The organism is Nostoc sp. (assembly GCF_036916655.1).
In the GTDB taxonomy this organism is placed as follows: Bacteria; Cyanobacteriota; Cyanobacteriia; order Cyanobacteriales; family Nostocaceae; genus Nostoc.
The window spans coordinates 25,909-49,676 of record NZ_JBALFY010000023.1 but is presented as its reverse complement, the minus strand read 5'-3'; the positions used below and the strand labels follow the sequence as shown (position 1 = coordinate 49,676).

The window sequence follows — 23,768 nt, the reverse complement described above, 5'->3', positions numbered from 1 at the left end:
CAATGACACAGACTGCAGCAATTACAGAAGCGATTACCACTCTTGAGGATGCAGAAAATCGATTTGGTTTTGTCCGTGTTGAAAACGAGCAATTTTTCCCAGAGTGGTATGAGGGATTGTCTGAAATTACAGAAGCGGAAAAAGCCTCTGTGGATGTCGTGCGCCGTAGGTATCTCTATCACCGTGCCGGAGGTGATTTACTAGAAGGGACAGTCATATTATTGTTAGTGTCACCAATACTTGCACTCTCTGGATTTTACGATCCTCCTTTCAGAATTAAGGCTGAATCATCCGTGGAACTAATTTTGAATGATGGTGAGGAGATATTGCGCGGAAGGATTGATGTTTTAGTGTTACAAGATCAGTTGTGGGTGATGGTGTTAGAGTCGAAAAAAACTACACTCTCAGTTTGGTCAGCTGTACCGCAAGCCCTAGCTTATATGATGGCTAACCCTAACCCCAGTAGACCTGTGTTTGGGATAGTGACGAATGGAGACGATATTTTATTTGTGAAAGTGACGCAAACAAATACGCCACAGTACGATTTGTCAAGAGTTTTTGCCCCGTTTGCATCCGCGAGAGAACTGTACGCCGTTTTGCAAATTCTTAAGCATATTGGTCAGTTAATTTCTCCTACGTCTTAGCGTTCCCTTTTATTGCATTCTATCGATTGTGCGATATTGAATTGCTTCTGCTACATGATTGGTTTTTAGCTCATCTTCTCCTGCTAAATCTGCAATAGTCCGTGCTACTTTGAGAATGCGATCGCTAGCTCTGGCTGATAAACCTAATTTTCTAATTGCTGCTTCTAATAAATTACGACTAGCATCATCTAACTTGCACCATTTCTGGAGATGACGACTTTGCAAATGGGCATTGCAACGCAGATTTGCTTCTCCTTGGAAACGCGTTATTGCGCGATCGCTTGCTTGTTGCACCCGTTCGCGTACTGATGTTGATGTTTCTCCCGTCGGTTGTTGGGTAATTTCTTCTGGTTTTAAGCGATTCACTGCAACTTGTAAATCAATTCGATCCATCAACGGCCCCGAAAGTTTTGCCCAATATTGCTCGCGTTGGCGCGGTGAACAAGTACACTGTTGGATAGTATCGCCATAGTAACCGCAAGGACAGGGATTAGTACTTGCCACCAAAGTAAACTGCGCGGGAAACATTACCGATAATTTGGTGCGGGAAATTGTGACGTAGCCATCTTCTAGAGGTTGACGCAGAAATTCTAAAACATCTCGTTTAAATTCTGTTAATTCATCGAGGAAAAGTACACCTCTGTGAGATAGTGAAATTTCTCCAGGACGGGGGAAGCTACCACCACCCACCAGAGAAGGGCCGGATGCCGAGTGGTGGGGACTGCGAAAAGGGCGATCGCGTACTAATGAACCACGATTTTTCAATAAACCAGCTACCGAATGAATGCGAGTCACTTCTAAAGATTCGGCAAAGGTTAAGGGCGGTAAAATTCCCGGTAAGCGTCTTGCTAGCATAGTTTTACCACTACCAGGCGGCCCGACAAAAATGAGATTATGCCCACCAGCCGCCGCAATTTCTAAAGCACGACGCCCATGAGCCTGTCCTTTTACATCATGCAAATCTGCGCCAGGATATGATGCTTTGGCTATGTCTACTGTACTATCAAGCTGCACAGGTTTGTAACGCCCCGGATTATTTAAAAAATCCACCACCTCAGATAGATGTTTGTAGCCATAAACAGCCAAGCCTTCAACCACTACCGCTTCTTGGGCATTATCAGCAGGGAGAACTAAACCTGCAATTCCCATTTTTTGGGCTGCTGCGGCGATGGGTAAGACGCCAGCCACCGGGCGCAAACTGCCATCTAGAGAGACTTCACCCAAAAATAGATAATCCCCCAACAAATCGGCGCTAACTTGCTCAGAAGCCGTTAAAATTCCGACACTAATGGGTAAGTCGAAACAGGGGCCTTCTTTGCGTAAATCTGCCGGAGTTAAATTAATGACTATTTTTCGCATCGGAAAGGCAAAGCCAGTATTTTTCAAAGTTGCTTTGACTCTTTCTCTCGATTCTTGAATTGCTGAATCTGGTAGTCCCAAGACAACAATTCCCGGTAATCCCCCTGACACATCGACTTCTACGCCTACTTTGACGGCATCGATGCCCACAATTGATGCACTCCAGACTCTAGCAAGCATTTCTTATATCACAGTAAACCAATAGACATCTCTAGCAGATGAGTTAGTTGGTTGGCATTAGTGAAAGCACATAGATGATTTTGGGCAATTCATCAATTGCCCATCGCATTATCGCCAGTGCTGGGGTATTTTCAGATTTTCCGGTAGGATGGTTGTGCGATCGCCAATTGCTTCTTCAATCTGCTGTGATTCTACATTCTCCGAACCGCTCAAGTTTGCTCCACAGAGGTTAGCTTCTTGGAAGTTAGCTTCTTGGAGGTTAGCTGTACTCAGTAATGCACTGTCTAAATTAGCTCCAGCCAGTTTTGCCCTTTGCAAGTTACTGCCAATCAAGTTTGCATCTTGGAGATTGCTACCCTCAAGGTTGACTTCTTCTAAGTTAGCATCACAAAGAATTGCACCTTCCAAGTTAGCGTCACAAAGAACTGCACCTGCCAAATTGGCATCACAAAGAACTGCACCTTCCAAATTGGCATCATAAAGGATTGCTTGAGAAAGGTTCGCTTTTCTGAGGACTACGCCTTGGAGATTGGCTTCTGGGAGGATGGCTTTTTGCAGGTTGGCTTCATAGAGGACTGAACCACAAAGATAGGTTACTGATAAGTCTGCTTCTGAGAGATTGACTCGTGTAAAATTGACCCATTGCAAGTTAGCTCCGACAAGCATCGCTCTTGAAAGGTTAGCTTCCGTTAAATCTGCATTACTCAAGTCTGTATTGCGTAAATCGAGTTTCTGATTGATTGGATCTTTGGATGAATCGCGTCGTCCAATAACAGTTAAGGCTGTTTGAATATCTGTAGGAAGTTTTGATGATTGCCTTGACTCGTCCTCATATTCCTGATTTGCCGAGGCATTTTCGCGGATAAAAGCAGCAAGAATTTCCATGATTGTCCAATGGTCTTTTGGAGAATCTTTGGCAATTCGTTCTAAAGCATAAATTGCCGCAAATCGCGTCTCAATCTTTTCATTTCCCAATTGTTCAATTGCTTTAGAAAAGCGTTCGGGAACAATTTCTTGTGGAGTTATTTGGGTATGATTGATGCCATTTCCGATATTTTTATCCCAAGCTAGTGTTCCAGCCAGAAGTTGGGTTAACAGACTGTGATTCTCATCTAGAGAGAGTCTGGAGGTATAGTAAGCATTAATAATTAATGCCAATCCCCCGATAATTATGGCAATAGTTGTTAATGCTTGAGTAATGTATTCGATTTTTTCTTGAGTTGAAAATTCTTGAATGTTTTCAAAAAACGAGAAAATTAGAGTGAATGATAAAATAAATATAACTGAGATAAATACCAACAAAGTCGTGTGTCCATTGGTCTTTATGAAAGACATGTCATAAGTCTTCATATCCGACTCCTTACGGAAATAAATTTAGGTTGATTCTAAGAGTATCCGTAAAGTTATGATAGAGTAAAAACACGGATAAAATTGACAAGTTATTAAATCTAGGACATAAAAATTATCTACATATAGTCATCCTGAATCATTCGCGATCGACAAGATCCTCGACTTTCTAGACAAGTCAGGGATCGCATTATTCACAAATGATTCGCAGTTGGAACACAACATTTTTCTCTATGAACTGGAGTATTTCAGGCAATTAGAAACACGATATTACTTGTGAAAAATAGTTTAAATTTTGTAACATTAACCGGGTTTATCTAATTACTCAGGTTGATCGCAAACCCTAAGTAGATTGGACTAAGTTAGAAATCGCTGTGAGTAATTCTTATGCTGCCTACAGGTTTAACGATGTGTTATTGAAACCCTGCTCTTAGTGCGTATTGCTGATTTATTGCGCCTGCGTCAGCAGTCAGAGCGATCGCCAGAATCTTTTTTCTGCGATTTGTGCCTCCAGAGTCTCTGGGCAATTGCGGAGTTTTTGAGTATAAAATTTGGTATTTACGCAATATAGGGCAATTTTCGTGATACCAAAAATTGTGCAACAATTTGGGCGATCGCTACCAAAATCTTTTCTAGCAATTGCGACTTGTTTACTTGTATTTTACCTATCCCCAGTTAACGCTACAACTATCGGATACTTAAGCGAACAAGGAGAACTATTTCGCCAAGCCCTAGCTGCTGCTAAATTAACTCTAGAGGATGTCCGCTTCGATATGAAAGATATGGATCTCTGGGGCGGTGATCAATATCGAGTCAAGTTGCTAGATGTGTTTTTTGATAACCCCTGGAAAATTAGCCCTTACACCCGCACCATTACTCAAGATTTACTTGCAGCTAAATCTGATTTGGCACAACTCGCCGCCAGCGCCTACAAAAGAATCGATGGCGGCGTGAGTCCCCAATTAAACAGAGATTTGCTGACAAAATACAAACAGCAAGTACAAAAGCTGGGTGATGATGCCTTAGCTGTTGCGCTTGGTAAACTCAGCACTCAGCCTGCTGATAGTTTTAAGAATAGCGAATACAAAGCTTTGCCACCAAAGCTACGTTCTGCGGTAGCACAGTTTTTATTCACAGTACCAGATGCACTGCATTATAGACAGGTGGGATTGTTGCGATCGCTAGCTAAATTACAACTAGATGCCGCTCGCACCTACACTGAAGTATTTAACTACGCAGTTAAAACTGTGGAAGAAGAAGCCACAGAAGAAGATACTAGCCCAGAAAAGGTACTGTTAATTGAATCTCTTTTAGACAACATTGATTTTAAAATGCTCAACACAGGAGCAATTTTAATAGCTGCTGCTGTTGGTGAAATGCAAAGTCAAATCAGCCAAATTCCAGTTAATTTGTTGCAAGGAAATTACAACTACAGCATAGATACACCCCAAGGTCGAATTATTCTCAGTGGTAAAGGCGATCAGGTCTATTCCCCTGACGATTACCTATTAATCGTAGATATTGAAGGTAATGATACTTACTCTGGCGGTGCTGCGACTAAAAATATTGCTCATGGTGTCAGCGTCACCTTAGATTTAGCTGGCAAAGACCGCTACTCTAGCCCACCGGGGAAAATTCCCAGTTTTGGGGCTGGTATCTTCGGCTATGGATTGCTGGTAGATTTACAAGGTGATGATAGTTATGAGGCAGAATACGCCAGTCAAGGCATAGGTATTTTTGGTACTGGCATACTCTACGATGCCCAAGGTCAAGACACTTATCAAGGCATTAGCAATCTCCAAGGCAGTGGTACTTTTGGTTCAGGACTGCTGATTGATAATCAAGGCAGCGATCGCTATTCTCTGTACAGGTACGGTCAAGGCTATGGCTTTACTAAAGGAGTGGGGCTGCTATTAGATAGTGTAGGTGACGATAAATACATTGGACTAGAAGACAAGTATCCAAACGGCGGCCCATTTGGAGCTAAAAGGCACGTCCATTTTATCCAAGGTGCAGGTTTGGGAAGACGTGCAGACTATACAGAGGGTCACAGTTGGGCTGGAGGTGTAGGGATGCTAGTCGATGGCGCAGGAAATGACCGCTACGAATGTGAGGTTTACGGTCAAGGTACAGCTTACTGGTATAGCTTGGGCTTTTTGGTAGACAAGGCGGGTGATGACTACCACGATGGCGGCTGGTACAGCCTGGGAAGTTCGCCGCATTTTGGCGTGGGAGTTTATCAAGATGATGGAGGAAGCGATCGCTATACAGGTATCATTATGCAAAGTTTAGGCAATGGTCGCGACTGGAGTATTGGCTGGTTTGAAGATAGCGCCGGCAACGATTGGTATAACGGCAGCTTAATGACCTTCGGTACGGGAGATATTAACGGTATCGGAGTTTTTTGGGATAAGCACGGCGATGACACTTATCTATCTTTATTAGAACCAGCTTACGGACAATCGCGGTTAGAGGGTGTTACTGGTTTGCGAGAGTTGATGCTGACATTAGGCTTATTTGTTGATGGAGGCGGGAAAGATAATTACCTGTTATTGCCAGAAACAGACCCTCAAAATAAATTGCCTGATACAGCACTCAATACTCAATCTCTGGCAACTAATCCTGTTGCTGGTAACGATCGGACTTGGTGTCGCAGGGCAAAACCTCGTTATGTCAAAATGGCTTATGGCTGCGGCATTGATGCCCAATAAATTCGAGTAAAAATGCGAGATGATGCTCAGAGGTTCAAGATGCTAAAAATTCACTGAGAATAACAACAGGTAAACCAGGAACATTACGAAAGCCTTTATCGTTGGTAATAAATTGGTTAGAATTAAAAGACAAAGCTGTTGCAGCATGAATAGCATGGGGTGTTTTGAGATTACTTGTAGCCCGAAGGCTAGCAGCTTGTCGCAGTATTGATTGACTAATAGAAATTAACTGCACTTGAGATGGTAATACTAGTTCTTCATAGTCTCCTACTAAAGAATTATTGCCATTACGTAATGGAACAATTAAAACCTCCATTAATATTAGTTCACTGCTGATTATTTGAATTTCTCCTGTATAAAACTTAGACCATAGTGGTTGCAAAAGAGAATAATAATCAGGGTTGCCTTCAATAGTATAAATAGGCACCGAAGTATCTATATAAATAGAGCCACTTGTTGGAAGTATTAGCTGTCCCATGATAAGCGTTCTTCTTGTAGTTGTCTGTCTATATCTTCAGCAGTTCGAGAAGGGTGTCTCCTACGGCTTTCTTCTATAATGTCGAGTACAGAACGATGTTTTGGTTCAGCTTTTTCTGGTAAAATCACAAATACATCAACGCTATCGCCTATTTCGGCTTCTGGAATTTCAATTTCTATTTTGTTTCCTGGTAAAACTTTGGTTGTGATACGTAAAGCTGATTGCATGGTTTCTCCCTCAACATTTGTTAAATACTGTAGGCAAGATTGTTCTCTTCTATATTCTCCTACAAGCCATAGATGGCAGCAGTACTCTCATCTATTTCTTGTTTTTCGATAAATGAATAAATAATCCAATAAACAAATTTCTCAGTATGTCTGTGTTGTTATCAGACATAGATTCCATCTTCCTCATCTCCAGAATTGTTACGGAGACTTTTGGTAAAAACTATAGCATTAAGGGAAAACGGTAGAATACGCCCAAATAACGAATGATGCAATGATAACTTAACCAGACTGCCGCCAATGTGTCGGTGCTTCGATATAATCAGGTAAGCGAGTGGTGCGATCGCCAAGTGCATCTCTAATCTGCTGCAACTCTAAGTTTTTCGCTCCTGTCAAAATCGTTCCTTCCAGTTTGACATCACTTAGGTTAGTCTGTAAAAAGTTAGCTCCCATCAAGTTTGCCTGGGTTAGATTAGCTTGATAAAAGGTTGCCCTATATAAGTTTGCTCCAATCAGGTTAGCCTGATACAAGTCAGCTTCCGTTAAACTGGCTTCTGAGAGGTTGGCAAAATAGACTTCTGTTTGGTGGAGTTTGGCCGCATTCAAATTAGCCCCACAAAGATTAGCTCCATTTAAGTTCGCTCCACAGAGGTTAGCACCAATCAAACCCGTTTGCTGTAGGTTGGCTTTACCCAATTTTGCTCCTTGCAAGTTAGCTAAAAACAACTTTGCTCCAGAGAGATTCGCGACTTTTAAAGTCGCTTGTTGCAAGTTAGCTTTATAAAGGTTCGCTCCCTGTAAATTCGCTGCACGCAGACTTGCTCCAGAGAGATTAGCTGAACGTAGATTTGCTCCAGAGAGGTTGGTACGATTGAGGTTAGCCCAACAAAGGTTAGCTCCATATAAACTAGCTTTTAGTAATTTGGTTTCATAAAGAATCGACCTAATGAGTTTAGCGCCACTCAGGTCACATCCACTCAAGTCAGCCCCACGTAAGTCAGCCCCACTCAAGTCAGCCCCACGCAGGTCAGCTTGTTGCAGGTTAGTTTTTAGTAGGTCTGCTTGTCTAATGTCGGTATTACGTAAATCAAGTTTCTGATCTTTTGGGTCTTCGAGTAAATTACGTCTGCCAATAACACTCAGAGCTGCTTGAATATCAGTGCGTATTTTTGGCAATTCTTCATGAAGATTTTGCTCTACTTGCGGTGTCGGACGCGACCCACCTCTACGCCTACTTGAATAAACTGCTCCTTGAGATTCGGGGTTTTGTTGCTCACCTTTTACGTGCTGAATAGGTGCATTCTCTCGCACAAAGGCAGTGAGAATTTCCATAATTGTCCAGTGTTCTTGAGGAAAATCCTGAGCAACTCTTTCTAGAGCATAAATTGCACCTGTGCGGGTTTCAACCTTTTCATGCCCCAGCTGGGCAATCGCGCCCATAAAGCGCTCTGCAATCAATCTGTCTTGATTGAGTTTGGCATTTTGCAGGCCAATTTCTAAGTTTTTCTCAGATGCGATCGCACTCTTTTGCATCGCTTGGGCACGCCTTGCTGCATAATAGGTATTAAACATTGCTGCCGATGCGAGAAAAACTATTGCAGTAGTTGTTAAAGCTTGGTTTCTATACTGAATTTTTTCTTGAATTGACAATTCTTTAATACTTGACAAGACAAAGAAAATTACAGTCAATGAAAAACCAAATATAAGTGTTATAGCGATCAACCAATTCAACAGAGGGTCTGTCTTTTTAGAAGACATGGTAAAAATTTTCCTTACAACCTAGAATTATTACTTAGATGTTGGGGAAAAATAGTATAGCATCTAGCAGAAAATTATAATAGGTGTTAAGACACTCGTTGAACTACGGAATAATATCGAATATACTTGTAGATTACGGCATAAATAAACCACCCATTTCAAATCAATGAAACCCTTGCAGTACAATAATTACGGATTACACTGAAAATAAGAAATGGGGAGTAGAGAGTAGGGAGTTAGGAAAATTAATCAAGCGGATATGATATTAATATTTTAGTTAGAGAATTTGGTTTCTCTGAAGTTTGCCGCATCAAGTATGGCATTCTTGAAAATTGCCTCATCCAATCTAGCTAGATATAAACTGGCACGATGCAGGTTAGCTCCAGAAAAGTTAGCTCTCTCTAGATTGGCTGCACTGAGGATTGCTCCTTCTAAGTTGGCTAGATATAAGTTAGCTCCTTCTAAGTTCGCTGCACTAAGTATTGCTCCCGCTAGATTAGCTTCTCTGAGATTGGCCCCAGCAAGATTAGCTTGATAGAGATTTGTCTGTTGTAGATTCGCCCCATTTAAATTTGCTCCTCTCATGTCTGTGAAGCTCAAATCAAGTTGCTCATTTTCTGGGTCTTTGTTTACATCTCTTCTGGCGATAACAGTCAATGCGGCTTGAATATCTATACGAACTTTTGTTGACAAATTGCTCGTTACTTTCTCTTCGGGAATATAAGGAGAATTTTTTCGTACAAAATTACTCAGAATGTCTATGATTATCCAGTGGTACTGTGGATGATTATGGGCAATTTGCTCTAAATCATTAATTACAGCCAGACTGTTTTCTATTGTGTTATTTCCTAGCTGTTCGCTTGCTATTCTTAAACATTGTTTTGGCGACTGATGCTGATTTTTTTTTACTTGCTCCTGAAAAATAGGTATCCACAGAAATACTTTTGATATTTGAATGTGATTTTTTGATAAAATATTTTTCATGATATGAGAAACATTAATAATTACTGAAAATCTCCGCAAAAACTAACAGCCATTTTTAAAATTTGAATATGCTAATTCCATAAACAAGATGAAAAATCTAACTATTGAGCGAATATAGGGAACTCCAAGAAATAAATTATCCAATATTGTGGGATGGGCATCTTGCCCGCCCAGTCTGTATGGCGGCCAAGATACCCACCCCACAAGAGTTAATTGCATATTTTTTTGGAAGTTTCTTAACTAAAAATGAGTATTAAAATGCAGCAAAATACACAGCAAATAGTTAAAAAACTGGTGTTAATTGGTGGCGGTCATAGCCATGCTATTGTTATGAAAATGTTTGGAACAAAACCGTTACCAGGAGTACATTTAACGTTGATTAGTGCAGCATCAAAGACAGCTTACTCTGGAATGTTACCAGGACACATTGCCGGATTTTATAGCCACGATGAATGCCATATTGACTTGCGACCCTTGGCGAACTTTGCTCAAGCACAGTTATGTATTGACACGGTAGTTGCCCTAGACTTGAAAAATAACCAAGTTCTTTGTGCTAGCGGACTTGCGGTAGATTTCGATGTGCTGTCTATTGATATTGGCAGCACTCCCGCCACAATATCTGTATCAGGTGCGGCAGAATATGCGATCGCAGTTAAACCAGTATCGCAGCTATTAGAGCATTGGGATGAATTAATTGAAGCTGTAGGTAAAAATCCTCAAGAACCAATTAGCATTGCGATCGCAGGTGGAGGCGCAGGTGGTGTAGAATTAGCCCTATCGATGCGATCGCGTTTACACCAGATTTTACATCAAGCTCAACAACCTATGCAAAACCTGGAAATTCATTTATTCCAGCGTGGACAAGAACTGATGCCCAATTACCATCAATCAGTGCGGCATCAACTTCAGCAAATTTTAACTGAGCAAGGTATTAAACTCCATCTTGGGGAAACTGTGTGTAAAATTGCACCCATAACACCCAAGGAAACTAAAGAAATATTTGAAATTAAATGTGAATCTGGGTTGAAAGTAGAGTGCAATAAAATCTTTTGGGTAACACAAGCATCAGCACCCGAATGGTTAAAAACTACTGGACTAGGAACTGATGAACAAGGTTTTATTCTAGTAGAAGATACGTTGCAATCTCAAACGCACCCGCAGGTATTTGCATCTGGTGACATTGCCACAATGGTAAATCATCCGCGCCCGAAAGCTGGGGTATTTGCTGTTAGACAAGGTAAACCTTTATTTAAGAATTTGCAGCGAATTTTGTTAGGTAAGTCGCTCAAACCTTACACACCACAGAAACACTATTTGAGTTTAATTGGTACAGGAGACAAACGAGCCATAGCCACACGAGGTATCATCACCTTACCACCCCACAAACTATTGTGGCATTACAAAGATTGGATTGACCGCCGTTTTATGGAACGCTTTCGCTTTGAATAATATTATGTCTGGATAATTTAGTTGCGATGTTAAGGCAAGAGACGCGATAAATCGCGTCTTTGCTATTAGCGGCGTGTCATTAAAGAAACCTTATCCGAACCGTATTGGAGTTCTTCAAAGCTGTTCAATTAGTTCAATAATTTGCTGATAATACTGGATATTCCCTTCTTGATAATACAAGTCTGCGGATTTCTGGAAATCGGTAATTGCTCTTTGAGAGTCTCCCAGATTTCTGTAGACATCTGCCCGAAGGATGTAAGCAGAAGCCCAATTAGGCTGACGCTGTAAGGCTTGGTTTAAGTCTGCAAGTGCTCCTTGTAAATCTCCCAACAGAGAACGGCTACGACCCCGATTGTACCAGTCTTCGGCAAAGCTGGGGTCGATCGCGATCGCTCGACTGTAATCTTCTATTGCCCCTTGATAATCTTCTAGGGCATAGCGAGCATTGGCGCGATCGCTGTAAAATGCAGCAGATTGGGGATTTATTTGCAATGCTTGGGTGTAATCTGCGATCGCATTTTCATAAGCTTCTAAAGCATAGTGGGTAGAACCTCGGTTGTAATATGCTTCAATTAAATTAGGATTAATTTTTAATGCTTGATTATAATCGGCGATCGCTCCTTGTTCATCTCCTAAAAGACGACGAGCATTTCCCCGATTGCAATAAGCTTGAGAAAAATCAGGAACAAGTTCTATGGCTTGAGTATTATCATCAATTGCTCCTTGTAAATCTTGCAAAGCTTCACGGGCAATACTCCGACCATAATAAGCTGCGGCTAATTTATCATTAATTTCTAATGCTCGATTATAATCTTTAATTGCGCCTTTATGATCTCCTAAAGAACGACGAGCCGCCGCGCGATCGCAATATCCTTCTGCTAAATTAGGATTGAGTTGTAATAGACGATTGCTATCTTCAATTGCACTTTGATAATCTCCCAAGCGGCGAAGAGCATTAGCCCGAAAGCCGTATACTAAAGCTAGTGTGGGATTTTCTTGTAAAGCTCGGTCATAATCTGCGATCGCACCTTCATAATCTTCAAGAGTACTACGCACCAGACCACGCTCACAATAGGCTTGCACGTCATCAGGATTCAGCTTTAATGCTTGGTTAAAGTCTGCAATTGCTTCATGATAGTTTTTGAGGTGAGCTAGGACAAGACCCCGATTATAGTACGCTCCGGCAAAGCTGGGGTTGATTTTTAGGGCGTGGTTGTAATCTCCGATCGCACTTTGATAATCTGCTAAAGCGTAGTGGGCATTACCTCGGTTATGATAAGCTTCTGCCAAGTTAGGATCTAATTGTAATGCTTGGTTATGGTCAGCGATCGCTTCTTGATAATTGCCTAAAATCTGGTGAATATTACCGCGATTGCTGTAAGCTGCGGCAAAATGAGGATGCCATTGTAAAGCTTGCTGAAAATCTGTAATTGCTCCTTGACTATCGCCACGTTCAAAACGAGTTACGCCCCGATTATGATAAGCGTTGGCAATATCAATATTGATGTTATCAGCTAATTGGGTACTCATTTCGATTGTTTGGATATAATCTGCGATCGCCTTATCGTAGTTTTCCAAAGCAAAGTAGGCATTTCCGCGACTGTGGTAAGATTGCGCCAGATTAGGATCGATTCGTAATGCTTCGTTATGATCTGCGAGCGCACCTTGATAATCGGCTAAAAAATAACGAGCATTAGCGCGGTTGTAATAGGCTATGGCAAAATTGGGATTGATTTCGATAGCGCGATTGAAGTTAGCGATCGCACTGCGATAATCTTTGAGTTGACCACTTAAAATCAGCCCGCGATTATGGTAAGCTTCGGCATAGTCAGGATTTAGCTTGATTGCTTGGGTGTAAGCTGCGATCGCACCTTGATAGTCTCCTTGCAAGTTGTACTTTAATCCTTGGTTAAAAAAATCTTCAGCATTCATATAACTTTTTTGGCTTTTGACATTCTCTAGCCTAAAGCATCGGCATTGTTAGCGATATGTTTTGGAAATCATTTTAACTACTATTGTGACTGTTTCGAGGATTTTTCGTTTCAATCCCGCGAACGGGTTTCATTTATTTGAAAGTTTGCTGTTGTTGTAGGAAAGTGCATATTGATTTTTGTTTCAGACGTTTCCTAATCCTCACCCTATTCTGACTCCTGAAGTCTTACTCTTTAGGTGACATTTTAATTTCTATTTTTTGATTTAAAGCTGCTGCAATTCGAGCCAATATAGACAAAGAATGTCCCTCATAGTCAGCATCTTCTAATCGAGCAATGACTGACTGGGTAGTACCGACTAAATCGGCTAGTTGTTGCTGGGTTAGTACCTCTTGTTTACGTGCATCGTAGATAATTTGAGATACTTGAGCATTTATTGATGATTCTCTAAGCATCTCTTGTAATTCTAGAGCTGACTTCATCATTCTTTTAATGATTTTAAGTGCATCATTAGTTTTCTTCATCTGTTTCTGACTCTGGTTCAATAACGGTTCAGTTAAGGGCTAATTGTACAAAAATGTGGGTTTTTTAGACGCGATAAATCGCCGTCTCTACAAGTGTTTTGGTCTTATCTGAACTGTATTGCGCTATATCTTAAAATAACGGCACAGCCGACGCAGATAATCTGTCGTCTACCTTTCCAGACTGAGTTTGCATAATTTCAAACTTCCAATCTGAAGAATAATCAGGCAACTCATAACCAACACTCTTAACATGAGCCAACATCAACTCATCTCGTTTATGCCAAACAGCAAATATTTTCTCTCTGCCATCACATAACGTTTTTAAATCAATTTGATAAACCTCATTGACTCGCTTCAACTTCAAACCCAACAAATTTAATAGCCGACTGAGTATTTTTATTGCCGAAGCCTGCTCTTTCTCCCCAACTAAATTAAGACCAAGCGCTCTTTTAATATGCTTACTATGCTGAAAAGCAACATTTTTTAGCAATATCAAATCTGGCTCATTTTCAGAAAACTCTCGTTTTGGTTCGAGAAACTGAAGCATTCCTAATGCTCTCATCGCTTCCACTTTGAGCGTGTAAGTTTTTAAATCTGGGAGAAAAACTTTCCCTTCACCCCAAGACAATTGCTGATGCCATTCTTGCTCATCTCTAACGTGAAAATATTCGCTCTCGTGAGTTAAATAATAGTGAATTAAAAGTTGACGATAATATCCTTGGTCATCCTGCAACTTTAGCCACGGAGTAGCTTCTACACCATATCTTTGTCTAATAACATATTTGTTGATTTGATTCCGTTCTCCATCAGTTAGAGAATGCTTCACTAACAATTGCTCATATTCTACATAATCGATATCTTTAGCATTAGCTACAGCAGTTGCTAATGATAGTTGATTTTGCTGCTTAATCTCTTTGATTTTACGTTTAATTTCTTTAGCTTTTTGACGGCTTTGTGCCCAATCTTTTTGAACTTTGACAATTTCTAAAACTAATCTTCTGCGGGTAGCTAAATCATCGGCATGAGTTGCCAAAAAGGCCAGGCGTAAATCTCGAATAATATTATTGTGAACTGCATTACTCCGCATCTGAATTTGATGCCCATCAGTAACTAAACCATCTTGCATTGATTGCCGATAGAGACGAATAGAAGCATTTACCCTTGCAGATAACTTCGCCCAAGTTCGCAAATGAATCGGGTCATAAACTAAAGGTAAATCTACATCTATTTTATGTAATGGACTCAGCAAAGCTAAGTTTTCTTTTTGATTTTCCTGATACCAATCAGATAACAAGCGATAATTTGTACTCCCACTACCAATTAAACCAATACCTCGTTTCGCGCACCAAACAACACGCGGCACATCATCTCTAACTCTTGCTAAAGCTTGTCTTGCTTCCGAATCAGGAATTACCCCTTGAAAAATGCCATAAACTCTGTCGAAATGTTGCACATCAATACTAATTCCTGTACCAAGGCTAGGGGTAACAAAAACGCCATCATATTCCGATATTTTTTGATTAATCGCAGCAATAAAATCAACTGCTGCATGACCAGGTGTATTTGTAGTGTGACTACTAACTACCAAAGTTTTAGGAAATTGTCGCCGTAATTTTTGTAATCGCTCTTTTAAATAACGTTCAATTGTTTCACAACTATAACGCCCAGCGCGACTATCGGTAGTAACATAACATTTACGTCCAGCAAGTAAATCTAATTCTAATTGGTGAATTAACGGTGTTGGGTTCGGCGAATCATAAAAAGTCACATCCCAGCCATGCTGAGGCTTCCATTGGTTGAGAACTACCCAAGGTGTTAATTTAATTCCTGCCAATCCTTGTAAATATTCCAGCGAAACATCTGATAAATCAGCATCTTGGGCAATTACTAACCCTCCAGTTGTTAAAACTGTCGCAATTAGTTGCTGGAATAACTTTAATATTTTTACACGTTTGTGCTTACAAGTATTACTGTTTAATAGATGCCATAGAGATTGCTCTACTTCATCTAAAATTACTATTGCCCCGCGCCAGTTTTCCGGGTTAAGTTTCCAAATCGAGTCCACACACAAGCCGAGAGATTGCTGAGGAAAAGGAGAGCGGAGGATAGGAGGAGCAGGGGCAAGTGTTCGATCAATTTTTTTATCCCAATTTTCTTTATTTGTTCCCCATTGGATACCAATTTTTTCACACAAAAATCGTCCAAGTAAAATTCTATGAGTAATTAATAAAACTGGTTGTTTTCTACTTTTCGCCTGCTGAACAACGCTTTGCAATGCCGTAGTTTTTCCTGTTCCTTTGGCTGATTTTACTCCGACTAATCCAGAAGTGGGGAAAGGGATTTCACCTATATAAGGACGGTTGAAGATGAGTGCAGCCGGAATGCTTAACTCGGTGTGCGGTTTGGTTTGAGCAAGATAAATTTCTAAATCAACACTTTGGCGATAAACTTTCTCGAAACTACTTGCACCTTTAGCAATAATAAATTCATCAACCCCTTTTTCCATTCCTGGAAGTTCGACGACTTTCACAGGGCAATTTTTTTGCTGGAATAAACAACCAAGTTGAGAAATAGCATTATTTACAGCAGCAATTGTCTTCGGCTGAGTTTCAAAATCAAAGCAAATGTAAAAGCTGCGTTTTGTAATTGCAAAGGCTGCTAAATCGGGAATTAGCTGACGACGGGTGACTTTGCCAAATTCATCTTTCACAACCCGATAACCACTGGTAATTCCGGGAATGGCAATAGCTACATATCCTTGCGTCAACAAGGTAGCTGCTTTCTTTACACCCTCGCAGATAACCAGGGGAATATTCTGTTGCATCACCCATTGCCAAAAGCCTCCAGCTTCACCATCAGGAGTAATGGAGATATTGTCAGGCATCACCAGATTGTAACGTTCAGCCACTTGCTGCCACACTTGCAACGTTACCCGCAAACAAAACACCCGCGTTGGTGTGCTGGGAGGATGCTCGTATTTGATGGACTTGCCATTGTGATTTTGTCGGGGTTGGTTTGGCTTAAAACATCCCCATTCCATCATTTGCCAATTATTCAGAGGGTCTAGTCCCGAACACCACCAACCACCTTCAGTGATATGAGCATAACGCTGCAACCATCCAGCTTTCAACATTCCGGTATTGGTGCGGGGGAGTAGCTCAGAAATCAATAGGTACTCATAAGCTGTTACGCCTTGGAGTGACTTAAAATTGAGTTGCACTAAGTGTAAGTCTATACCACTCCTCTTGACTAATTCTTCAAGGTGTTGGGGGTGTAAATAGTGCAGATGCATAGGGAAAGGCTCGGGGGGAAAGTCAATGAGATTAAAACACTAACATGCATCTGCTTTTTTTCTATAAGAGAGATTGCGAGGGTTTAATGATGCTTTTTTTACTTCGTTACAGGAAACACATCGGTTAAAACTCTAATAGGTTATTCTGCCTATTAGATCCCCAAAGTAATATTTTTGTATTGTGATATTTGTTCGATTTTAATTTTGATTTATCAGTAAATTTCTGCGTTAAGGAATGCGATCGCCAGAGGCTAGCTACAGGTATCGGTATGATGAGCAAGGGATACACAATTAACACAATTTCTGGTACTCAAACTCTTGGAGTCACTGCCAATAATGTCTTGGGTCACTGTTTATCAACTAGCATCATCACATTCGAGTTGATTTTGGTCGAAATCACACTGCCAATGAATTCTCAATACTCTATCCTCGAATATGCCGTACTTTTCAAGTACTGAGTGTAAGTCAGCCTTTTGTAAGCTTTCACTCAATTTCTGCTGAATCTCTTGTTGTAACTGCTGTAATAGTTGAGGATCTATAACTGGTTGAGAACTCATAACTGTTTTCTTGGGTGAGGAGGTCTACAGTTATTGCTCCAGTTTAGCTAGTGTGGATTACGCTAAATGTCACAAAAATTCATGTTTTTCTACCGGATTTCTTTATAAGGAGAATTCAGAACTCAGGAGTCAGAAAACAGGTATGAATTCTGTACGAGTGGGTGATAGCACCGGCGGCAAGCGAGTCCGCGGTAGCGAGTACTCGAACGTCGCGTCTGAATATTGGTTAAAACCACGTAAGAGGTGGGCGAAAAAAATTAAAATATTCTCGCCTGAAAACTCTATCCCTTTATGGGTAGAGTATTCTGAATTCTGAATTATGACTCCTGTTTTATTATGCCCAGTTTCACCACTAATTTTTAATGCCTGTTGCGGCAATACCTTGAATAAACTGACGCTGACCGATGAGAAATAGTACCATTACTGGAACTGTGGCGATCGTCACTGCCGCCATCATTAAGGGCCAATTATTCGTAAATTGCTCTTGAAACTCAGCCAACGCCAGTTGTACAGTCCTTAATTCTGGTCGTGTTGTAAACACTAAAGGCTTAAACAAATCATTCCACTCACCGATGAAAGTGAACAAAAACAACGTTACTAACGCCGGACGGGCCAAAGGTAACATTACCCGCCACAAAATTTGCAGTCGGTTCGCCCCATCTATAGCTGCGGCTTCCTCTAACTCCACAGGAATTGTCTGGAAATACTGACGTAATAAGAAAATCCCAAATCCGTTGACCGCAGTGGGTAAAATGAGTGCGCCGTAGGTATTTATCAAGTGTCCCCACTTCAAAACCAAAAAGATGGGAATCACCAATAGCTGAAAGGGAATCACTAAAGTTGCTAAAACGACTAATAGTAGTGCTTGGCGTCCCCGAAACTTCAATCGGGCTAGGGCATAACCAGCCAAAGCAGAAGTGACAATCTGAAACGCCGTCACCGCGATCGCTACCAAGGTAGAATTAGCAAACGCCAGTAAAAATTTTCCCTGTTGCCACGCAATGCGGTAATTTGCTAAAGACCAGTTATTTTTGGATAAATTTTCGGGGCTGGCGGCGGTTGGTGCAAAGGAGGTGAGAAAAACCACAAATAGCGGTAGTAGAACGATAAATGCCCCTAGCAGTAAGATTACTAGGCTCAAAAAATCGCCAGATTTCAGATTCGGGTTTGGTTTAGACATTACTTGAATTGCAAAGGATTTATTTCGCTAGTACTAGAGCATTGCCCTCAGCAACCATTAATCTATAAACATAGTCTACTTGTTAAGTTAAATTAAACCACAGAGATTGTTACCCTCAGTTCATAGGGTAAATTGAATCCTGGTGTCAAATAATTCAGGTTTACAGGAGTAAACAATAACCATGCAGCAGCTTACAGACCAATCTAAAGAATTAGATTTCAAGAGCGAAACATACAAAGATGCTTATAGCCGGATTAATGCGATCGTAATTGAAGGGGAACAAGAAGCCCATGAGAATTACATCACATTAGCGGGACTGCTGCCGGAATCTCATGATGATTTAATTCGCCTCTCGAAAATGGAAAGCCGCCACAAGAAAGGATTTGAAGCTTGTGGACGCAATTTGGATGTCACCCCAGATTTGCAATTCGCCAAGGAATTTTTCTCTGGACTACACCAGAATTTCCAAACAGCAGCCGCAGAAGGGAAGGTAGTTACTTGTCTGTTGATTCAGTCTTTGATTATCGAATGTTTTGCGATCGCAGCATATAACATTTATATTCCCGTCGCCGATGCTTTTGCCCGCAAAATCACTGAGGGAGTAGTTAAAGAAGAATACAGCCATCTCAACTTTGGAGAAGTTTGGTTGAAAGAACATTTCACAGAATCCAAAGCTGAACTTGAACTCGCAAATCGCCAGAACCTACCCATAGTCTGGAGAATGCTCAACAAAGTAGAAGGTGATGCCCACACAATGGCAATGGAAAAAGATGCTTTAGTAGAAGACTTTATGATTCAATACGGTGAAGCATTGAGTAACATAGGCTTTACGACTCGCGATATCATGCGCTTGTCAGCCTACGGACTTATAGCCGCTTAAAAAAGTTAGGAGTGAGGAATGATCAGTGAGAAATTATGAGTCGTACTCCTAACTCCTAACTCCCAACTCCTAACTCTCCAAAATCTCCACGCCTCAAGACAGCATAAGCCTAATAATCACTACATGTTTGGTCTAATTGGACATCTGACTAGTTTAGAACACGCTCAAGCGGTAGCTCAAGAATTGGGATACCCAGAATATGCCGATCAAGGTCTAGACTTTTGGTGCAGCGCCCCGCCGCAAATTGTTGATACCATTATTGTCACCAGTGTAACTGGGCAACAAATTGAAGGACGGTATGTAGAATCTTGCTTTTTGCCGGAAATGCTAGCTAGTCGCCGCATCAAAGCCGCAACACGCAAAATCCTCAACGCTATGGCCCATGCACAGAAGCATGGCATTAACATCACAGCTTTAGGCGGATTTTCCTCAATTATTTTTGAAAACTTTAAGTTAGAACAGTTTAGCCAAGTCCGCAACATTAAACTAGAGTTTGAACGCTTCACCACCGGAAACACACATACTGCCTACATTATTTGTAAGCAGGTGGAAGAAGCCTCGAAACAACTGGGAATTGAAATGTCAAATGCGACTGTTGCAATCTGTGGTGCAACTGGGGATATTGGCAGTGCAGTGACACGCTGGCTAGATGCAAAAACAGATGTCAAAGAACTTTTGTTGATCGCCCGCGATCAAGAACGTCTCAAAGCCTTACAAGACGAACTAGGACGCGGGAAAATCATGGGTTTGACAGAAGCCCTACCCCAAGCTGATGTTGTCGTTTGGGTTGCTAGTATGCCCAGAGGCGTGGAAATTGACCCTACCACTTTGAAGCAACCCTGCTTGTTGATTGATGGTGGCTATCCTAAAAACTTAGCGACGAAAATTCAGCATCCTGGCGTACACGTGTTAAATGGTGGAATTGTGGAGCATTCTCTGGATATTGACTGGAAAATCATGAAAATCGTCAATATGGATGTTCCAGCGCGCCAGTTGTTTGCTTGTTTTGCCGAATCAATGCTGCTGGAATTTGAGAAGTTATACACGAACTTTTCGTGGGGACGGAATCAGATTACCGTAGACAAAATGGAGCAGATTGGTAAGGTGTCAGTAAAACATGGATTTAGACCACTGCTGGTTTAGTCATTGGTCATTGGTCATTAGTCATTTGTTATTTGCAAAGAACAAAGGACAAATGACTAAGGACAACTGATAAAGGACAAAGGATAGATACTCATAACTCGTAATTCATAACCCCTACGATGGCAACTACTGAGCGTAAACCGCTACTGTTAGATTTTGAAAAACCCCTAGCAGAACTCGCAAACCGAATCGATCAGATTCGGCAACTTGCAGAAGAAAATGGCGTCGATGTTTCTGGTGAAATTCGCAAACTAGAGGCACGCGCTATGCAACTGCGTGAGGAGATTTTCAGTACTCTATCCCCATCTCAGCGATTGCAAGTCGCTCGTCATCCGCGTCGCCCCAGTACTCTCGATTACATTCAAGCTATTAGTGATGAATGGATGGAACTGCATGGCGATCGCTGTGGTGGTGACGATCCGGCTTTAGTTGGTGGTGTTGGCCGTCTGAGTGGACAACCTGTGGTGATGTTGGGTCATCAAAAGGGCCGCGATACTAAAGACAATATTGCCCGTAACTTTGGAATGCCTTACCCTGGCGGCTACCGCAAAGCCATGCGGTTGATGGAACACGCCAATAAGTTTAGTATGCCCATACTAACTTTTATCGACACGCCGGGAGCTTGGTCTGGGGTAGAAGCAGAACACCAAGGTCAAGGAGAAGCGATCGCTTACAACCTACGGGAAATGTTTTGCCTGGATGTGCCAATTATCTGTACAGTGATCGGTGAAGGTGGTTCCGGTGGGGCACTCGGTATTGGCGTAGGCGATCGCCTACTCATGTTTGAACACTCCGTTTACACCGTCGCCACCCCCGAAGCCTGCGCCGCTATTTTGTGGAAAGATGCTGGTAAGGCTCCTCAAGCCGCCGTCGCTCTAAAAATTATTTCCCACGACTTGAAAAAGTTGGGAATTATCGACCAAATACTACCTGAACCCACTGGTGGCGCTCATTCTGACCCCTTAAAAGCTGCTACCACTCTCAAGCAAGTGCTGATGGAAAATTTGGACGAACTCAATCGTTTAACCGCCCCAGAACGTCGCCAACTGCGCTACGAAAAATTCCGCAAAATCGGGGTTTTTACAGAGGTTGCCCACTAACAACACTGCATAATGATTGATTAGTAAAGCAGCAATGCTATAATCGCCTATGTGCTTAAAGATTTTTAACAATCTAGCCATAGGCATTTGCATGTTTGGCAAATCTACTCAATTTGATTGAGTGGGTTTTGTATTGTGTAAATAATCTAATTTAAATGTACGGCGTGGTTTTCCAGGCAATGGTTTGTTGTATGCACTAGTAAAACCCACAATATGGGTACTATTGTGCTGCATCATAGCATCTGCCTAATGGAAATCATCATATTTTTAGATTCCTTTAATCTATCCAAACCGAGAAGTGTGAATAATTGGATGGTAATAGGTTTTGGGAACTGCCAAAAAATTGGGAGACACCATGAGTGTTGAGCAAAAACGACGCGCCCTGATTACTGGGGCAAGTAGTGGAATCGGGAAAGCAACGGCTTTAGCCTTTGCAAAAGCGGGAATAGATATTGCCTTAGTCAGCCGTTCTTTGGATAAGTTAGAGGCGGTAAGAGAAGCCGTAGAGCATACTGGGGTGGAAGCGAAAGCTTACGCCGTAGATTTAGCGCGGATCTCCGAAGTCAAAGACAAGATCCAAGCGATCGCCCTTGACTTTGGCGATCTAGATATTCTGGTAAACAATGCTGGCATCGCCTATACAGGCACTTTGAGCGAAACTCCCCTAGAAGACTGGCAGCAGGTAATTAACTTGAATCTTACCAGCGTGTTTCAGTGCATTGTGGGGATTTTACCTTCAATGCGCGATCGCGGCACAGGCACAATTATTAACGTCGCCTCAATTGCCGCCAAGCAACCCTTTCCTGGTTGGGGAGCATATAGCGTCAGCAAGGCTGGTTTGATAGCCCTCTCTCAAACCCTGGCACAAGAAGAACGCATCCACGGCATTCGTGTCACAGCTATCTGTCCCGGCGCAGTCAATACTGAACTTTGGGATACAGAAACAGTCCACGTCAACTTAGACCGTTCCAAAATGTTAACCCCAGAGATTGTGGCCCAATCAATTCTTTACACTGTTCTTTTACCACAACAAGCAGTTATTGATGAATTGACCTTGATGCCCAGCGCTGGCGCACTCTAATTGCGAAGTTAGAAGTTAGGAGTTAGGAATTAAAATTTTTAACTCATAACTCATAACTCATAACTCATAACTAAATTTAAACCATAACCAAGACTGAATCATGACTATTGCTAGTTCCAACGGTTCCAATTGCTCTCAATCGCCTCTGATTCCCGACTTGGCAGAAGCCATAACTCCTAGACCCGATCGCAATACTCATAACGGGCGACAAGCGGATGTCTTCCCACCAAAAGAGGAACAACTTGAGGAAATGAAGGATGCCGTGCGAGCAATTATATTGGGCGTTGGCGAAGATCCTGAACGCGAAGGACTCCTAAAAACACCCAAACGAGTAGCCGAGGCAATGCGGTTTCTTACTAGTGGCTACAACCAATCCCTTGAAGAACTCGTTAACGATGCCATCTTTGATGAAGGACATAGCGAGATGGTACTAGTTAGAGATATTAATTTCTTTAGTTTGTGCGAACACCACATGCTGCCATTTATGGGTAGAGCGCACGTTGCTTATATCCCAAACCAAAAAGTTGTCGGACTGAGTAAGCTAGCCCGGATTGTTGAGATGTATTCTCGCCGCTTGCAAGTGCAGGAGAGGTTAACCCGCCAAATTGCCGAAGCAATCCAGACCATTCTAGAACCTCAAGGCGTAGCCGTTGTGATGGAAGCTAGCCACATGTGCATGGTGATGCGGGGCGTCCAAAAACCAGGTTCTTGGACTGTCACTAGCGCAATGGTTGGTGTATTCCAAGAAGATCACAAAACGCGCGAAGAATTTTTTAACTTAATTCGTCACCAACCGGCATTTTTTTGAGTGCTGAGTTAGGAGTTAGGAGTTAGGAGTTACATTAACCTGGCGAATAGAATTCGCGGCTACACTGGCGTTGTCCGCCTCCGCGGACTAAATTCAAATTAAGGGTTTGAAACCCAGGATCGGTAGCTTCTGTTTGTA

The 23,768-nt window shown here is 41.8% G+C and carries 19 protein-coding genes; 8 read left to right on the top strand and 11 right to left on the bottom strand.

Annotation, left to right across the window (positions count from 1 at the left end; translation table 11 throughout):
* Window positions 1–2 precede the first annotated feature (2 nt).
* The gene (locus V7L31_RS06270) at window positions 3–644 is read left to right on the top strand and encodes a type I restriction endonuclease (RefSeq protein WP_334695447.1); all 642 of its coding nucleotides are present in this window, start codon (window positions 3–5) and stop codon (window positions 642–644) included.
* Between the two features lie 9 nt (window positions 645–653).
* On the opposite strand, the gene V7L31_RS06265 is transcribed toward V7L31_RS06270, so the two are convergent.
* Together V7L31_RS06265 and V7L31_RS06260 are read right to left on the bottom strand one after the other, a co-directional pair.
* Window positions 654–2,183: a YifB family Mg chelatase-like AAA ATPase gene (locus V7L31_RS06265; protein ID WP_334695446.1), complete on the bottom strand. Its 1,530-nt coding sequence runs from the start codon at window positions 2,181–2,183 to the stop codon at window positions 654–656.
* A gap of 108 nt (window positions 2,184–2,291) precedes the next feature.
* Window positions 2,292–3,518 (bottom strand): pentapeptide repeat-containing protein, encoded by a 1,227-nt coding sequence (locus V7L31_RS06260; protein ID WP_334695445.1) that lies wholly within the window; start codon window positions 3,516–3,518, stop codon window positions 2,292–2,294.
* Window positions 3,519–4,111: 593 nt separating this feature from the next.
* On the opposite strand from V7L31_RS06260, the gene V7L31_RS06255 reads away from it, so the two are divergent.
* On the top strand, window positions 4,112–6,241 hold the full coding sequence (locus V7L31_RS06255) for a hypothetical protein (protein ID WP_334695444.1): 2,130 nt from the start codon (window positions 4,112–4,114) through the stop codon (window positions 6,239–6,241).
* A 34-nt stretch (window positions 6,242–6,275) separates the two neighbouring features.
* Here the strand turns inward: V7L31_RS06255 and V7L31_RS06250 are convergent, their stop codons facing one another.
* The 4 genes from V7L31_RS06250 to V7L31_RS06235 form a co-directional block, all read right to left on the bottom strand.
* The gene (locus V7L31_RS06250) at window positions 6,276–6,719 is read right to left on the bottom strand and encodes a type II toxin-antitoxin system VapC family toxin (protein WP_334695443.1); all 444 of its coding nucleotides are present in this window, start codon (window positions 6,717–6,719) and stop codon (window positions 6,276–6,278) included.
* Complete coding sequence (locus V7L31_RS06245) at window positions 6,707–6,946, bottom strand: hypothetical protein (RefSeq protein WP_100900700.1); 240 nt, start codon at window positions 6,944–6,946, stop codon at window positions 6,707–6,709. Before V7L31_RS06245 ends, V7L31_RS06250 begins: the two co-directional genes overlap by 13 nt.
* Before the next feature lie 279 nt (window positions 6,947–7,225).
* Complete coding sequence (locus V7L31_RS06240) at window positions 7,226–8,701, bottom strand: pentapeptide repeat-containing protein (protein ID WP_334695442.1); 1,476 nt, start codon at window positions 8,699–8,701, stop codon at window positions 7,226–7,228.
* A gap of 273 nt (window positions 8,702–8,974) precedes the next feature.
* Complete coding sequence (locus tag V7L31_RS06235) at window positions 8,975–9,685, bottom strand: pentapeptide repeat-containing protein (RefSeq protein ID WP_334695441.1); 711 nt, start codon at window positions 9,683–9,685, stop codon at window positions 8,975–8,977.
* Window positions 9,686–9,943: 258 nt separating this feature from the next.
* Here V7L31_RS06235 and V7L31_RS06230 point away from each other — a divergent pair, with 258 nt between their 5' ends.
* Window positions 9,944–11,134 carry an FAD-dependent oxidoreductase gene (locus tag V7L31_RS06230; protein WP_334695464.1) on the top strand — a complete coding sequence of 397 codons (1,191 nt, stop codon included), beginning with the start codon at window positions 9,944–9,946 and terminating at the stop codon, window positions 11,132–11,134.
* 114 nt (window positions 11,135–11,248) lie between these two features.
* Here the strand turns inward: V7L31_RS06230 and V7L31_RS06225 are convergent, their stop codons facing one another.
* From V7L31_RS06225 to V7L31_RS06205, 5 genes are all read right to left on the bottom strand, one after another.
* Window positions 11,249–13,066 (bottom strand): tetratricopeptide repeat protein, encoded by a 1,818-nt coding sequence (locus V7L31_RS06225; RefSeq protein ID WP_334695440.1) that lies wholly within the window; start codon window positions 13,064–13,066, stop codon window positions 11,249–11,251.
* A gap of 226 nt (window positions 13,067–13,292) precedes the next feature.
* Window positions 13,293–13,589: a helix-turn-helix domain-containing protein gene (locus V7L31_RS06220; RefSeq protein ID WP_334695439.1), complete on the bottom strand. Its 297-nt coding sequence runs from the start codon at window positions 13,587–13,589 to the stop codon at window positions 13,293–13,295.
* Between the two features lie 130 nt (window positions 13,590–13,719).
* A complete protein-coding gene (locus V7L31_RS06215) occupies window positions 13,720–16,881 on the bottom strand; it encodes a plasmid replication protein, CyRepA1 family (RefSeq protein WP_334695438.1) in 3,162 nt (1,053 codons plus the stop codon).
* A 356-nt stretch (window positions 16,882–17,237) separates the two neighbouring features.
* The gene (locus tag V7L31_RS06210; protein WP_334695437.1) at window positions 17,238–17,438 is read right to left on the bottom strand and encodes a hypothetical protein; all 201 of its coding nucleotides are present in this window, start codon (window positions 17,436–17,438) and stop codon (window positions 17,238–17,240) included.
* A 352-nt stretch (window positions 17,439–17,790) separates the two neighbouring features.
* Window positions 17,791–18,618 carry a carbohydrate ABC transporter permease gene (locus V7L31_RS06205; protein WP_334695436.1) on the bottom strand — a complete coding sequence of 276 codons (828 nt, stop codon included), beginning with the start codon at window positions 18,616–18,618 and terminating at the stop codon, window positions 17,791–17,793.
* Window positions 18,619–18,799: 181 nt separating this feature from the next.
* On the opposite strand from V7L31_RS06205, the gene V7L31_RS06200 reads away from it, so the two are divergent.
* The 5 genes from V7L31_RS06200 to folE all read left to right on the top strand — a co-directional run bounded on the left by V7L31_RS06200 (window position 18,800) and on the right by folE (window position 23,630).
* The gene (locus tag V7L31_RS06200; RefSeq protein ID WP_179065203.1) at window positions 18,800–19,498 is read left to right on the top strand and encodes an aldehyde oxygenase (deformylating); all 699 of its coding nucleotides are present in this window, start codon (window positions 18,800–18,802) and stop codon (window positions 19,496–19,498) included.
* A 123-nt stretch (window positions 19,499–19,621) separates the two neighbouring features.
* Window positions 19,622–20,641, top strand: a complete 1,020-nt coding sequence (locus V7L31_RS06195; protein WP_179065202.1) for a long-chain acyl-[acyl-carrier-protein] reductase — start codon at window positions 19,622–19,624, stop codon at window positions 20,639–20,641.
* Window positions 20,642–20,760: 119 nt separating this feature from the next.
* Window positions 20,761–21,741, top strand: coding sequence for an acetyl-CoA carboxylase carboxyltransferase subunit alpha (locus V7L31_RS06190; RefSeq protein WP_179065201.1), 981 nt, complete (start codon window positions 20,761–20,763; stop codon window positions 21,739–21,741).
* Between the two features lie 355 nt (window positions 21,742–22,096).
* On the top strand, window positions 22,097–22,822 hold the full coding sequence (locus V7L31_RS06185) for an SDR family oxidoreductase (RefSeq protein WP_334695435.1): 726 nt from the start codon (window positions 22,097–22,099) through the stop codon (window positions 22,820–22,822).
* 100 nt (window positions 22,823–22,922) lie between these two features.
* Window positions 22,923–23,630 (top strand): GTP cyclohydrolase I FolE, encoded by a 708-nt coding sequence (folE, locus tag V7L31_RS06180; protein WP_334695434.1) that lies wholly within the window; start codon window positions 22,923–22,925, stop codon window positions 23,628–23,630.
* The last annotated feature ends 138 nt before the right edge of the window (window positions 23,631–23,768 follow it).